Source organism: Actinomyces polynesiensis (assembly GCF_000820725.1).
GTDB lineage: Bacteria > Actinomycetota > Actinomycetes > Actinomycetales > Actinomycetaceae > Pauljensenia > Pauljensenia polynesiensis.
Genome location: NZ_CCXH01000194.1, coordinates 1 through 14,677, shown reverse-complemented (window position 1 = coordinate 14,677; position 14,677 = coordinate 1). Strand labels below are relative to the sequence as shown.

At 72.5% G+C, this 14,677-nt stretch carries 12 protein-coding genes; 2 read left to right on the top strand and 10 right to left on the bottom strand.

Annotated features, from left to right (window positions below):
* The coding region (locus tag TA90_RS08225) for a Na(+)/H(+) antiporter subunit C (protein ID WP_043535723.1) at positions 1–377 on the bottom strand (377 nt) is incomplete at its 3' end.
* Complete coding sequence (locus TA90_RS08220) at positions 374–3,385, bottom strand: Na+/H+ antiporter subunit A (protein WP_074015358.1); 3,012 nt, start codon at positions 3,383–3,385, stop codon at positions 374–376. The genes TA90_RS08220 and TA90_RS08225, both read right to left, overlap by 4 nt.
* 322 nt (positions 3,386–3,707) lie before the next feature.
* On the opposite strand from TA90_RS08220, the gene TA90_RS08215 reads away from it, so the two are divergent.
* Positions 3,708–6,401, top strand: a complete 2,694-nt coding sequence (locus TA90_RS08215) for a (Fe-S)-binding protein (protein WP_043535722.1) — start codon at positions 3,708–3,710, stop codon at positions 6,399–6,401.
* Positions 6,402–6,660: 259 nt separating this feature from the next.
* Here TA90_RS08215 and TA90_RS08210 read toward each other — a convergent pair whose 3' ends face one another.
* The 8 genes from TA90_RS08210 to TA90_RS15580 form a co-directional block, all read right to left on the bottom strand.
* On the bottom strand, positions 6,661–7,332 hold the full coding sequence (locus tag TA90_RS08210; protein WP_052450670.1) for a class I SAM-dependent methyltransferase: 672 nt from the start codon (positions 7,330–7,332) through the stop codon (positions 6,661–6,663).
* On the bottom strand, positions 7,329–7,592 hold the full coding sequence (locus tag TA90_RS08205) for a hypothetical protein (RefSeq protein ID WP_147513434.1): 264 nt from the start codon (positions 7,590–7,592) through the stop codon (positions 7,329–7,331). The genes TA90_RS08210 and TA90_RS08205 overlap by 4 nt, the downstream gene beginning before the upstream one ends.
* A 48-nt stretch (positions 7,593–7,640) precedes the next feature.
* Positions 7,641–7,916, bottom strand: a complete 276-nt coding sequence (locus tag TA90_RS08200) for a metal-sensitive transcriptional regulator (protein ID WP_043535720.1) — start codon at positions 7,914–7,916, stop codon at positions 7,641–7,643.
* On the bottom strand, positions 7,903–9,663 hold the full coding sequence (locus tag TA90_RS08195) for an FAD-dependent oxidoreductase (RefSeq protein WP_082031577.1): 1,761 nt from the start codon (positions 9,661–9,663) through the stop codon (positions 7,903–7,905). The genes TA90_RS08200 and TA90_RS08195 overlap by 14 nt, the downstream gene beginning before the upstream one ends.
* A gap of 325 nt (positions 9,664–9,988) precedes the next feature.
* Positions 9,989–10,771, bottom strand: a complete 783-nt coding sequence (locus tag TA90_RS08190; protein ID WP_043535719.1) for a hypothetical protein — start codon at positions 10,769–10,771, stop codon at positions 9,989–9,991.
* A 296-nt stretch (positions 10,772–11,067) separates the two neighbouring features.
* A complete protein-coding gene (locus TA90_RS08185) occupies positions 11,068–12,300 on the bottom strand; it encodes a hypothetical protein (protein WP_052450669.1) in 1,233 nt (410 codons plus the stop codon).
* The gene (gene dcd, locus TA90_RS08180) at positions 12,293–12,886 is read right to left on the bottom strand and encodes a dCTP deaminase (protein ID WP_043535718.1); all 594 of its coding nucleotides are present in this window, start codon (positions 12,884–12,886) and stop codon (positions 12,293–12,295) included. The genes TA90_RS08185 and dcd overlap by 8 nt, the downstream gene beginning before the upstream one ends.
* 66 nt (positions 12,887–12,952) lie before the next feature.
* A complete protein-coding gene (locus TA90_RS15580; RefSeq protein ID WP_052450668.1) occupies positions 12,953–13,618 on the bottom strand; it encodes a TM2 domain-containing protein in 666 nt (221 codons plus the stop codon).
* Between the two features lie 195 nt (positions 13,619–13,813).
* Here TA90_RS15580 and TA90_RS08170 point away from each other — a divergent pair, with 195 nt between their 5' ends.
* Positions 13,814–14,647, top strand: a complete 834-nt coding sequence (locus tag TA90_RS08170) for an A/G-specific adenine glycosylase (RefSeq protein ID WP_187120113.1) — start codon at positions 13,814–13,816, stop codon at positions 14,645–14,647.
* Positions 14,648–14,677 lie beyond the last annotated feature (30 nt).

Sequence of the window (14,677 nt, the reverse complement as noted above, 5' to 3'; positions counted from 1 at the left end):
GCCCGGGCGGCCTCGTCGGCCGCGCGCTGGGCGACGAGGCGGTCCTCGACGTCGTCGACGACCTCGTCGTGGCCGCTCAGGCGCCAGGACCGGTAGGCCAGTGCCAATCCGAAGGCGGTCGTGCCCAGGGACAGGACGATGGAGGTGAGGATCATGGCCTGCGGCAGGGGGTCCGCCATAGCCGTGGGGTCCTCCTGGCCGAGCAGCGGCGGGCGCCCCGCGGCCCCTCCGGAGGAGAGGACCAGGACGTTGACGCCGTGCGTGATCAGGCCCAGTCCGATGAAGATCCGTGACAGGGAGCGTTCCAGGAGCAGGTAGACACCGGTGGCGACGAGGACTCCGGCGACGCAGAGCAGCACCAGGGAGGGAGCGGTCATGACGCCTGCCCCCCTTCCCCTGCCGACCCCGCCGTGGCGGAGGGGCCGGTCGTGGTCGGGTGACCAGCGGTGGTGGCGCGGCCAGTCACCTTCGCGTGGCCCTCGGTGGTGGCCGGGCGCCCGGTCAGGGGTGCGGAGGCGCCCTCGTCGGTGGGGGCCGGGGACGGGGCGGCCTCACGGCGACGGCGGCGCTCGGCGGCGGACTGGCGGTCGATCTCCGCACCCGCGGCGGAGACGAGGTCGAGGACCAGCCCGACCACCAGCACGTAGACGCCGATGTCGAGGCCCATGGCGGTGGTGAAGTGGAGGTCGCCCAGGACACCCAGGTGGACGTCCACCGGTGTGGACTGCAGCACCGCGTTGCCGAAGAGCAGCGGCGACATGGCACCCACGCCGGCGATGAACAGGCCCAGTCCCATGACGCGGCCGGCAGGGACGGGCATGGCCTCCCCCAGTTCGTGGCGCCCGCCCGCCAGGTAGCGCAGGACGAAGGCGAGGCCCGCGACCACACCGCCGGCGAAGCCACCGCCCGGTGAGTTGTGGCCGATGAGGAGCAGCCACACCGACAGCACCAGCATCGTCGGGAAGAGGAGGCGCGTGGTGACCTCCAGGACGGTGGAGCGTTCCTGGGGGCGCAGGGCGGAGACGGCGGGCAGGAAGGGCCGCTGCTCGGGGGCGCTGGGGGCGCGGTCGATGCGGCCCGACCGCGAGCGCAGGTAGATCAGGGAGGCGACCCCGGTGGCCGTGACCAGCAGGACGGAGAGCTCGCCGACGGTGTCCCAGGCCCGGATGTCCACCAGGATGACGTTGACGATGTTGCGTCCCCCGCCGAACTCGAGGGCCTCGCTGGGCATGAGGGCCGACACCGGGGTGTGGACGCGGGCGGAGGCCGCGTACAGGCCGGTGGCGACCACGCCGAGCCCGACGGCCCCGGCGATGGCCAGGTGCAGCCAGCGTGCCGAGGCCAGGGGGCGGTCGGAGAAGTAGCGGGGCAGCTTGCGCATGACGAGGACGAACACCACCATGGCGACCGCCTCGACGACCACCTGGGTGAGTGCCAGGTCGGGGGCGCCCTGGGAGGCGTAGAGCAGTGCGACCCCCAGTCCCACCGCACCCAGGGCGAAGACGGCCCGCATGCGTCGACGCGACCGCGCCGTCATGACCGCGGCGAGCAGGATGAGGACCGCGATGCCGACCTGCAGCGGGGAGTCCGCCCAGCGCACGGTCACCGGGCCCGGCGGGGAGACGAGGACGGAGGCGCCGACGGCCGCCACCAGGGTGAGCATGATCGTGGAGAGGTTCCACGGCAGGGACCCCTGCTGGGTGAGGCGGGTGAGGCGGGCCGCGACGATCTCGAGTTCCCGCAGGCTCCAGGAGTAGACGTCGACCACGGACACCGGGGGCGACAGTCGCGCCTGCAGGGCCTCGAAGCGGGGGGCGGCCCGGGCCAGGAGGGCGCCGCCCACCAGGACGACCGCCGTGAGGGCGGCGGGCTCCCAGCCGGACCACCAGGCGAGGTGGGCGGTGCCGGGGAGCCGGTCGGCGGGCGGGGAGAAGAGGTACTCGAGCGTGTGCGGGAGGAGTCCGAGCAGCGCGCCGAGGGAGAGGACGACGATGGGCACGAGCATCGGCCGACCGGTCGGGCGGACGGTGACCTCCCCCGCCACCGGGCGGGTCCCGAAGGCGCCCCACCAGGCGCGCCAGGAGTAGGCAACCGTCAGCACCGACCCCGCGGCGACGACGAGGGCGACCACCACGTCGAGGGAGGGGGTGGCGGCGACCCAGCCGGCCTCCGAGCCGTGCAGGAGGGTCCCGAGCAGGGCCTCCTTGCCGAGGTAGCCGGTGGTGAGCGGGACGCCCGCCATGGACAGTGCCGCGAGGCCGGCCGCGGTGGCCAGCACCGGCATGCGCCGGGCGAGGCCGGTGAGCCTGCGCATGTCGCGGGTGCCCGTCGCGGACTCGACGGCGCCGACGGTGAGGAACAGGGTGGACTTGAAGAGGCTGTGGGCCAGCAGCATGGTCAGCCCCGCCGCCATCGCCCCGGCGCTGCCCTGCCCGACGGTGGCGGTGATGAGGCCGAGCTGGGACACGGTGCCGTAGGCGAGCACCAACTTGAGGTCGTGCTGGCGCAGGGCCCTCCACCCGCCGACCAGCATGGTCGCCAGGCCGAGCACCACGACCACCGGTGACCAGCCCGGGACCTCGGTGAAGCCCGGAGCCACGCGCGCCACGAGGTACACGCCGGCCTTCACCATGGCGGCCGCGTGCAGGTAGGCGGAGACAGGGGTGGGGGCCGCCATGGCACCGGGGAGCCAGAAGTGGGCGGGGACGAGGGCGGACTTCGTGGCGGCGCCCGCGAGCACCAGGAGCGCGGCGACGACGACCTGGGGTGAGGTGGGGTCCATGGTGCCGTCGGCCAGGGCGGCCACCAGTTCCGAGATGCGGAAGGAACCCCCGGGGGCCAGGCCCAGCATGACGAAACCGGCGAACATGGCCAGGGAACCGGAGGAGGTCACCAGGAGGGCCTGGCGGGCGGCGCCCCGGGCGGGGCGTCGGTCGTGGTGGTGGCCGATGAGCAGGAAGGACAGCAGGGAGGTGGCCTCCCAGAACAGGTACAGCCCCATGGAGTGGTCGACGGTGACGACCCCGAGCATGGCACCGGCGAAGCCGACGAAGACCCCGGCGAAGCGTCCGAGCCCGGCGGAGGTGTCGGAGAAGTACCCGGAGGCGTAGACGAGCACCAGTGCGCCCACGCCGCCCACGATGAGGGTCATCAGCCAGGAGAGCGGGTCCAGGCGGAACCAGAGGTCCATGTCGAGGCCCGGGACCCACGTGAGGTGCTCGGTGGGGGGTGTCGCGGAGAAGGCGGCGCGGGTGTTCAGGGCGGCCCAGGCGGCAGCGGATGCGGGGACGAGGCCGAGGAGTGCGAGGGTGCGTCGCCCGAGGTGGCGGACCAGGGTGGGTGCTGCGAGCGCCGCTGCGAGATGCGCGGCGAGCAGCACGATCATGTGGGCTCCTGGTCGTCAGGGTGCGGTCAGGGCAACGGGCCGGACGAGCGCCGACTCGGAGCCCGACGCCGCCTCACCGGCCCACACCAAGGGTAATGCACAGGCCAAGTCACTGCCCGCCGTGCCCACCCCACTCCCCTCCCTCCCGCGAAGTCCGTCCTGTTCGGGGGTCGAGGTCCGCCCTGTTCCCACGGTGAGGTCCGCTCACTTCGGGGCTCGAGGTCCGCTCCACAGCACCTTCCACCCCTCCCGGAGCACGCGTCGCAGGTGGGGCGATAATGGAGTGCCCTCCCGCCCGGGTGACGCGACCGAGGAGTCACACATGCCCTCTCCCCTGCTCTCGACGCTGACATGGGTGGTCGCCCTCTTCGCGACCCTCTTCGGCGTGATCTCACTCGTGCGCGGCGTGGCGCACCTGTGGCGGGAGTTCAGCGGGGGCCGACCCGACCACACCCGCACCCACCCGGTGGGCCAGCGCCTGTGGGGGGTCATCTCCACGGCGCTGACACATCGCGAGTTCAAGGGCCGCCCGGCGGTGAAGGCCGCCCACTGGCTGGTGATGATCTCCTTCCCGCTCCTCTTCCTCACCCTGGTCAGCGGCTACGCCCAGCTGCGCGACCCCGCCTGGGCGCTGCCCCTCATCGGCCACTTCCCGCCCTGGGAGTGGCTGACGGAGTTCTTCGCCTGGGGTGGCCTCCTCGGCATCGCCTGGCTGATGGTCGTGCGCCGCCGGGCGGGTCATGGCGCCCCGGGTGAGGCCGCGCTGTCCGGAGGGGATGCGGAGCCGCCCTCGTCCGCGCGCCCCATCCCCGCCTCCCCCCGGGGCACCATTGACGAGGGCGACACCCCCCACCCCGCCGACCTCCCGGCCGAGCAGCCGGCCCCCCACCCGACTGTCCCCACCCCGCGCGACGGCTCGCCGCGCGGGATCGCCTCCCGCTTCCTGGGCTCCACCCGGTGGCAGGCCCTCTTCGTGGAGTGGGTCGTGCTCATCGTGTGCGCCTGCGTGGTGGCGCTGCGGGCCCTGGAGTACGCGCACCTGGGCACCGACCCTGCCACCGCCCACCTGGCCAGCGCGTGGCACTTCCCCATGACCGCGTGGATCGGCTCGATGCTGGGCGGGGTCACCCCGCTCGCCCTGGCCAACGCCATCGTCATCGTGTCCGCGGTCAAGATCACCACCTCCATGCTGTGGATGATGGTGGTCGGCGTCCAGACCAGCGCCGGGGTGGCCTGGCACCGCTTCCTGGCCGTGGTGAACCTCTACGCGCGACGCAACGCCGACGGCACCAAGGCACTCGGCCCGGCCGCGCCGATGCTCAACGCGGGCGAACCCGTCCGCGACGTGGAGGACCTGCCCGAGGACGCCACGCTCGGGGTGGGGACCGCGGACGACCTCACCTGGAAGGACCGTCTCGACTTCTACTCCTGCACCGAGTGCGGGCGCTGCCAGGAGATGTGCCCCGCGTGGAACACCCAGAAGCCGCTCTCCCCGAAGCTGCTGGTCCTGGCCATGCGCGACCACCTGGAGGCCGTCTCCAACATCGAGGTCACCGAGGTCGACGTCGAGGAGGTCACCGGCCCCGACGGCGAGATCACGCGCTTGGTGGAGAAGGGCGTGGACCCCGCCCCCCACTCCTTCGACGTCCTGAGCGCACTGTCCCGGTCCGGGGCGACCGGGCCCCTGGGGGTCGCGGTGGCGGACGGGCCCCTGGTCCCCGACGTCATCACCGAGGACGTCCTGTGGGACTGCACCATGTGCGGGGCGTGTGTGGACCAGTGCCCCGTCGACATCGAGCACGTCGACCACATCCTCGACCTGCGCCGCCACCAGGTCCTCATGGAGTCCGCCTTCCCCCGGGAGCTCGGTCGCGCCTTCCGCGGCATGGAGACCAAGGCGAACCCCTACAACCAGCCCGCCCGCAAGCGCCTGGACTGGGCCAAGGGGCTCGACTTCGAGGTCCCCGTCATCGGGGAGGACCTGGAGTCCGCCGAGGACGTCGACTACCTGTTCTGGGTGGGCTGCGCCGGCGCCTACGACGACCGCGCCAAGGCCACCACCGCTGCCGTGGCGGAACTGCTCCACACCGCTGGCGTCAGCTTCGCGGTGCTCGGGTCCGGGGAGTCCTGCACGGGCGACCCTGCTCGCCGCGCCGGCAACGAGGTCCTCTTCCAGATGCTGGCGGGCGCGGCCATCGACACCCTGCACGAGGCCCACGCCCAGCGCATCGTCGTGACCTGCGCCCACTGCTTCAACACCATCGCCGGGGAGTTCCCCGAGCTGGGGGGCACCTTCGAGGTCATCCACCACACCCAACTCCTCAACCGCCTGGTGCGCGAGGGCAAGCTGCGTCCCGTCGCGCCGGCCGCGTCGCCTGTGTCGACTGCGCCGTCCGTGGCAACTGCGCCGTCCGTGGCGGTCGGGACGGCGGGGACCCCGGGCACGGCGAACGCGCCCGGGGCCGACGGGAGCACCGCGGGCAGCCCCACCGGGAACGCCGCGGGCAGCAGCGCCACCGGCGACATCCCCATCACATACCACGACCCCTGCTTCCTGGGTCGCCACAACCAGGTCTACGAACCCCCACGCGAACTCATCGGCTCACTGCCCGGCCTGGAACTGGTGGAGATGCCTCGCTCCCGCGAGGGCGCCATGTGCTGCGGCGCAGGCGGGGCACGAGCGTGGATGGAGGAGACCCGCGGCATCCGCATCGCCGACGCCCGCATGACCGAGGCGGCAAGCACGGGTGCGGCCGTGGTCGCCACCGCCTGCCCCTTCTGCTCCCAGATGCTCGGCTCCGCCACCGGGGCGAGCGCCGGGTTCGGGACCTCGGGCACACCCGCGGGCCCAGGAGGGTCCGCAGACGCGGGTTCGGGCAGCACCGGCGCCGACGAGGGCGGAGCCGCGAAGCTGCCCGAGGTGCGGGACGTGGCCCTGCTCCTGCTGGACGGTGTGCGGCGCGGACTGGACGAGCACCTCGGACCTGACGGGGACCACGGGGCCAACGGTCACTGACTCCTGACCCCCGGTGCGCCTCCCCCATGCGCCCCGGCCCAGGTCCTGCCCCCCCACACCCGTGTGCCCGCACACACCAGGACATGCACCTGACCCGACGAAACCACGCGCCGACACCGGCGTGTCAACGAAGTGGGGTCTCGACGTCAGTCCCGGCCAGATCCGACCGATTTCCGTCACCGAGACCCCACATCGTCGCCAACCCGTCCCCGGGTCAATGCCAGGAGCACCCCGACCCGGACGCATGCGCCCAGCACCCTCAGGACGAGAGCCGTCGGAGGAGGAGGATCCCGTCCATCCGCTGCTCGGGCCCGCCTGCGCGAGCGTCGACCTGCGGGGTGCGCGTCCGGGTGCGGGTCTCCATGAGGCACACCTCCCATCCGCCACCGTCGAGGCCCAGTGCGTCAAGCTCCTGTGCGGGAGTCAGGAAGCGGGGCGGCGTGTGCCCACCCGTGGACATGCCTGTGGGCGGGGTGACGTGGGAGACGATGAGCAGGTGGCCACCGGGAGCCACCTCATCGGCACCCCGACGCAGGACCGCGGTGCGCGCGAGATCCACGGGGGAGTGCAGGAAGCTCGCCATGACCAGGTCGAAGGGACCCCCTTCCGGCTCCCAGGTGGAGAGGTCAGCGACCACGAAGGTCGGGCTCGGCGCCGCTCCGAGTGCTCCTGCCGCCTCCCGCGCCCGCGCGATGGCCGAGGGCGAGATGTCCACCCCTGTCACCGACCAGCCCCTTTCCGCCAGCCAGATCGCGTCCCCTCCCTCGCCGCAGCCCAGGTCGAGCGCCCGCCCCGGTGAGAGGGAACGCACGGCATCAACGACAGGGACGTTGGGGCGCCCCGACCACACGGCGCCGCCTTCGCGGTAGCGGGCATCCCAGTACTCCTCGGGATCGTGTGCAGGCCCGCTCCCGGGCTCGGGTGGCCTCACCGCCTGAACAGCGTGGCGAAGAGTCCTCTCGCGGGACGGTCCTCACGCTTCTCCTCATGGCCGGGGCACCACCGTCCGGCGGGCACCGTCCTCCTGACGTCGTCGATGTGCTGGCCGCAGCCGGCCCATGTGGTCTTTCCGCAGGTCTTGCAGGTGACTGCTCGGCACATGCTGTTCTCCTCCAGGGTGTGGGTGTGGGTGTGGGTGTGGGTCTGGCTGCCGCCGGCCCGGTGCATCGGCGCACTGGTGCTCCCGCGCATCCGGGCATCCGGACACCGGGGCGCTGCCCGAATGGGGGCGCAGGTCGGTCACGAGAGGGTGAGGAACAGTCGCTCCAGTTCCTCCGTCGTGATCTTGTCCTCGCGGTCGGCCCCCTCCGGATCGGCGAGGCACTCCTTCATCGCCGTGGAGATGATCACGAAGCCGGCCCGGTCCAGGGCGGAGGCGACGGCGGCCAGCTGGGTGACCACTTCCCTGCACGTCCCCCCACCTTCGACAGCGTTGATGACGGCGTCGAGCTGGCCGCGGGCCCGTCGGAGGCGGTTGAGGATGCGGCGCTGGGCATCTGCGTCAGTGACGGGCACGAGTTCTCCTGAGGGGTGTGGTGGCGGGCTCGCGAGGACCGGCGTCGACCGCGTTCGCAGGTCTGGACGGATGACGGGGAGACGCCAGCAGGTCGCAGTCGTCACCGAGGGTGGCACGCAGGGTGAGCATCCCCCCGGACAGGGAGGCCGAATCGAAGCCGTTCTGCGTGAGGACCCGATGGGCGATCGCGGACCTCACCCCGGAGGCGCACGTCACCCGGACGGGTCGGCCAGCCGCTCCGGTGCGGACCTCCCCGAGGCGGTCCCGGAGCTCCGTGTGGGGGATGTTCACCGCTGCAGCGATGTGGCCGGTGGCGAACTCCTGCGGGGATCTCACGTCGAGGACGAACGCGGTGCGGGTGACCCCCTCGAGCTCCTCGGGGTACCAGAGCGCGAGGGTGCCGTCGAGCACATTGGATCCGACCATGCCCGCGAGGTTGACCGCGTCCTTGGCCTGTCCGTACGGGGGTGCGTAGGCCAGGTCGAGATCGATGAGGTCCGCGATGGTCATCCGCGAGCGCACCGCGGTGGCGAGGACGTCGATGCGTCGGTCGACTCCCTCGACCCCCACGGCCTGCGCACCGAGGAGCAGGCCGTCCCCGGCGCGGAAGTGGACGCTCAGGTGGATCTGAGTCGCACCCGGGAAGTACCCCGCGTGCTGGTTGGGGTGCAGGTGGACCGTGTGGTGCTCGATCCCCGCTGCGCGCAGCGCCGCCCTGTTGGCACCCGTCACCGCCACCGTGAGCCGACCGACACGGACGATGGCCGTGCCCAGAGGCTGCGGAAGTGGACGGGCGTGACCGGGGCGCATGATGTCGTCCGCGACCTGTCGGCCCGCTCGATTGGCCGGGCCTGCCAGGGCCACCGGCCGACGCACACCGGTGGCGGGATCGGTGCTGACCGTCGCATCCCCCACGGCCCAGACACCGTCGAGGGAGGTGCGTCCGTGCTCGTCGACGACGATGGCACCACGTTCACAGGTGACCCCGGCCTCCTCGAACACCGCTGTGTCAGGTCGGACACCTGTGGAGAGGACGACGATGTCCGCCGCCAGCCGCGTGCCGTCGCCCAGGACCACCGTGTCCTCCGCCTCACCCGGGATCACCTCGCGTGCGGCGACACCTGTGCGGACGTCCACCCCGAGCGCACGGAGCTCATCCTCCACGAGGCGGGCGTGTTCGCCGTCGAGCGGCGGGAGCACATGGTCGGCGAACTCCACGATCGTCGTGGAGAGCCCCTGGTGGGCGAAGGCCTCGGCGGCCTCGATCCCGATGAACCCGGCGCCCAGGACGACGGCCCGCCTCGCGCCCTCGTCCACCGTCCGGCGCAGCCACGTCGCATCCCCGACCGTCCGCAGCGCGTGCACCCGGGGGGAGTCCAGGCCCTCGATCGGGGGCCGCGCGGCGACGGCCCCGGGAGCGAGGACGAGGGCGTCGTAGCCGATGTGTTCCTCGCCGTCCGGTGTGCGGACCACGACCTCGCGGGCCCGGGGATCCACACCGATGACCTCATGCCCGGTGCGCACATCCAGGTCGAGGGCTGCACGCAGGCTCTCCGGGGTCTGGACCAGAAGGTCCTGGGGATCGGGGATCTCCCCGCCCACGTGGTAGGGCAGTCCGCAGTTCGCGAAGGAGACGTGCGCGCCGCGCTCCAGGACGATGATCTCCGCGGTCTCATCGAGCCGTCGCGCGCGCGCCGCGCAACTCATCCCACCGGCGACGCCACCGACCACCACGAGACGGGTCATCGTCGAGACCCCCTCTGTGGTCGGGCGCGTCCCCCGCAGGGTATGGGCCGTTGCGGACAGTGGCTCCGACTCAGTGTCATCCTCATGCGGGCAATATACCCCATGGGGTATACAAGGACCACTGGTACTCGCCGATCTGGTCTCCAATCGGGGTTGACCGTCCCCACCCAGCAGGAAGCGCCTCCAGATCCGACACCGTGGGGAGGACGGGGCGTCGCAACGTGAGCAGCGCGTGCGGACGCGACATACCGCGCGTCTCCCGCACTCCTCGGTGAAGCAAAATCGTCAGAGCAAGCTGGGCTCCGTCGGGCACTCACTCACCTGTTCAGCGCATGCCCGCCCTGCGGTAGCTCTCGTCACGCATGTCCATCACCGGGGCCCACTTGCGGTTCCACACGGCCGCCCCGAGCAGGGCACCGGTCGAACCCACGACCAGGGAGGCGACCACGCCGACCACACTGACGGCACCGACGTAGACGAGGCTCACGGCCACTGCGGCCGACAGGAGCACTCCCACCATCGCGACCGGCAGGCGCAGGTGCCGCTCCACCAGCATGACGGAGACGGTCGCCGCCGCGGCGCAGGCCGCTGCCGCACTCGCCAGGAAGCCCGTGGTCCCCGCAGTCACGGTGGACACCAGCCCGGTCGCGATCCACGCCGAGCCCATGACCACCAGCAGGGGGAAGCGCAGGGACCTCGACCGCGGGCGCGACCCGAGCGCGGCCAGTGCCCCGAGCACCACCAGTGTCATCCCGAGCGGTCCGAACACTGCCTGGGCGATCCCGGCGAGAAGGGTCGGGACGGCGGCAGTGCCCAGGGCTGCAGCGGTCGCGACCCCGGTGGGCAGGGCGACGGCGGACAGGCTCGTCGTGACGACACCCGCCAGGGCCATGACGCCGAGCGTGGCTCCGAGGACTGCGACCGGGAGGCCCGGCACGGGCAGCGCGTTGCCCTCGTCGGTGTTCCTGAGTGCGCCACGGCCCGCACGGCCGTGTCCGGACAGACCGTCCCGGGCATCCCCGTGGGGGCGCTGGGTGTAGCTCGGTCCCTCCTGGTGTCCGTCCTCGAAGACCAGGGTGACCTCGGGGATCCTGTCATCGGCAGTCATCGTGTCTCCTCTCGCCGCCGTTTCCAACGATCCAAGGCTGCACACCTGTGAAAGGGCTGGACGCCAGCCGTGCACAGCCTCCGGGAGACCCTCACTCCGCCACGGGCGAAGACACACCCCTTCCTCACCCCCACCCCTTCCCCTCCCGCGAGGCACGCCTCCCCAGAAGCTCGAAGCACGCCCCTCCCTGGACTCGCTCCAGGCTCCCGACCGAGAAGGCGTGCCTCGCGCGTCCGGAGAGGCGTGCCTCGCGGGTCAGGAGAGGCGTGCCTCGCGGGTCAGGACGATGGCTGGGTTCAGGAGGAGGTGTCGAGGGCGACGAGGAAGTCGTCCTCGTCCACAACGGAGCCCCCCACGACGGAGAAGACCAACCCGGCGGCCTCCTCGATGTCGCGGGCCGACCGCAGCCGCTCCAGGCGGGCGGTGCGGGTGAGGGGTGACTGCAGCGGGGCCAACTCACCGTCGGGTTGCCAGCGCAGCCGGTACTCGACGACCACACCGTTGCTCCACGGTTCCCATCGCAGCGCCTGCGGGACCAGGGGGACCTGGTGGACCTCGAGGAGCATCTGGGACCGGTTCCCCACCGGTGCGACCAGGGCGTACCCGTCGACCACCTGGGGCTCCCGGGCGGCCCTGCGCCGCGACTCCTCCAGGGAGCGCAGCACCTCGGCGGGGAGGTCCACCCGCCCGTCGTTGAGTGCCGAGACCCGCTGCACCTCGCGACGGGTGGGTCGCCGCTGCTCGACGGGCCCGATGTCGCGAGAGTCCACGATCGTGGGGAAGACCGGGCGCAGGACGTCGAGCAGGTCCTCGGGGCGCACCCACCTCGGGGAGAAGACCGCGAGACTCACCGCCGAGTCCGGGTCCGGGGTGAGCACCCGGCCGCTCCCGCTGATCCGGATGGCACCGGCCAGTCGGCGCGCCATGCGCCTCAGGCTGAGCAGCACCCTGTACTCCACCCCCGCGGGCATGCCGTCGGGGAAGGCCCGCGCCCACTCGTCGCGCTCCATCACCTCGGGCGTGGGGGCGGGACCGCGGGTGGCCGGGCAGATCAGCACCCACGCCTGGCTGAGGTCGGCGGCGGTGCCGAGCCCGCGCCGGACCTCCGTGTCCACGAGCCACGGGCCCTGGAGCGCCGCCTGACCACCGAGTCGGAGCATGCCCGGCCCGGACCAGCCGGCATCCTCCCAGACCGAGACCGCCAGCGCCTCCAGCTCGTCGGGTTCGACCTCAGGGGAGAGGAGCAGGAGGTGGTGGGACAGGGCCCATCCGATCTCGACCGGGTGCGCCGCCTCGAGGCGCTCGAGGGGAGCGGCGAGGGGTGCGGCGAGGTGGTCGTGGACGACCTTCCCGCCCTCCCCGATCCGGTAGGCGGCGGAGAGCATGTCCAGGCCCCCGATGGAGGTGGTGGTCGTCTCCGTGAGGGGATTGGGTGTCTGCGTCCCGGGCTGCGCCGGGGCGGCCGCCAGCCGCTCCTTGATCGAGCGCCGCCTGGGGGGCTGCGGCGGCTGCGGGGGCTGGTCAGCCACGGTCCGGCCGTTCGATGCGGACCCGCGAGAAACGCAGGTGGGTGCGCGAGGGCGTGGGACCACGCTGCCCCTGGTAGTGGGAACCGACCCCACTCGACCCGTAGGGGTGCAGTGCCGGGGTCGACAGGTCGAAGAAGCACAACTGCCCGACCTTCATCCCCGGGTAGAGGAGGATCGGCATCGTCGCCGTGTTCGACAGCTCGAGGGTGACGTGTCCGGAGAAGCCCGGGTCGATGAACCCCGCCGTGGAGTGGGTGAGCAGTCCCAGGCGCCCCAGGGAGGACTTGCCCTCCAGACGGGCGGCGATGTCGTCGCCGAGGGTCACCTGCTCGTAGGTGGCCCCCAGGACGAACTCACCGGGGTGGAGGACGAAGGGCTCGTCGGGACCGACGTCGACCATGTGGGTGAGGTCGGACTGGTCCGCCGCCGGGTCGATCACCGAGTACCGGTGGTTGTCGAAGAGGCGGAAGAGACGGTCCAGGCGTACGTCGATGCTGGCGGGCTGGACGAGGTCGCGCTCGATCGGGTCGAGCTGGATGCGCCCGGAGTCCAGCCCGGCGAGGATGTCACGATCGCTCAGCAGCATGGGGCCAATTGTGACACGCCGGGGTCCGGCATGTGCGCGCGGGCACCCGCGTCACGCCTGCGGTGGTCAGGACTGCAGGGGGACACCGTTCGCATCGGCCGCGTACTGCCCCTGACGGGAGACGATCTGGACGATGTCCACGATCACCCACACCGCCACTGCGAACACGGCGAGCAGGCCGACGAAGAGCCAGGAGGTGGCCCACCCGACGATGGTGAGAACGAGCTGGATGACAGCCTTCTGCGTGTATCCCAGGTAGAAGTTGTGGATCCCGAGGGTCCCCAGGAACACGGCGAGCAGGACCGCGACCACCATGCTCTTGGGAGCCGCAGTCGACTGGCCGTATGCCTGCTGGCCGTACTGCTGCTGGCCGAAGGGCGACTGTCCGTAGGCCTGCTGCCCGTACGCCTGCTGCCCGTACGCCTGCTGCCCGTACGCCTGCTGCCCGTAGGGCGACTGCCCATGGGGCGCCTGGCCGTACTGCTGCTGCCCGTGGCGCGCCTGCCCGTAGGCCTGCTCGCCGTACTGCTGCTGCCCGTGGGGCGCCTGCCCCTGGGAGGGCTGGCCGTACTGCTGCTGGCCGGAAGGCGAGTCGGGGTACCGCGACCAGGTGGAGCCCGGCTGGGCGTCGGGCGACTGTCCGTGGGCCTGCTGGCCCTGGGGGTGCGGGTGGAACTGCGGGGTCGCACCGGGGTCGGGAACCTGTCCGCCGCTCGGGTCCTCCGTGGTCATGAGGGGTCCTCCTGGTCGATCGGTGCGCCGTCCGGCGCACAACGCGCGGTGTGCACGGCGCGCAGGGTGATTGTGTCATGCCGGCGTCTCCCTCCCACGGCAGTCGGCCGGTGGCCGCGCCGCGGGTCGCGCTACCCTGAGCCCGTGTTCGATGCCCTCCTGCCGTGGTACTCGCTGCACCGGCGCGACCTGCCGATGCGCGCCGAGGGTGTCTCCCCGTGGGCCACCCTGGTCTTCGAGGTGATGAGCCAGCAGACGCCGATCCCCCGCGTCCAGCCGGTGTGGGAACGCTGGATGGAGCGGTGGCCGACTCCCGCGGACCTCGCGGGTGCGAGCCGGGCCGATGTGCTCGTGGCCTGGGACCGACTGGGGTACCCGTCGAGGGCGCTGCGCCTCCAGCAGTGTGCCGCCGCGATTGCGGCCCGGCCCGGCGGACGGGTCCCCGCCGACCTCGAGGAGCTGCTGGCACTGCCCGGCATCGGTCCCTACACCGCCAGTGCCGTCTCCTCCTTCGCCTACCACCGCCGGGTCCCGGTCCTCGACACGAACGTCCGCAGGGTCCTCGCGCGCACCCTGGAGGGGGTCGAGTTCGCGCCCGCCTCCGCGCCCTCACGCCCCGAACGGGCCCGCGCGGAGGCACTGCTGCCCACCGACGGGGCCGCGGCGGCGGACTGGAACGTCGCACTCATGGAGCTCGGCGCCCTCGTGTGCACCCAGCGTGCACCCCATTGCGGGGAGTGCCCCCTGGCCGAGGGGTGTCACTGGCTGGCCGACGGGTGCCCTCCCGCCGAGGTGAGGCCACGCGGCCAGGCCTGGTCGGGCACCGACCGCCAGGCTCGGGGGCGTGTCATGGCCCTGCTGCGCGGGGCCCACACCGCCGGGCGCACCGTCACCCGGGAGGAGGCGCTGGCCGCCGCCACCCTCCCGGGTGCGGACACGGCGCAGGCCGGTCGTGTGCTGGACGCCCTCCTCACCGATGGTCTGGTGGCCGCGGACCCCGCCGACGGCGGGCTGCGCCTACCGCACTGAGGGGGACGCGGCGTCGCCCTCGTCGGCGTG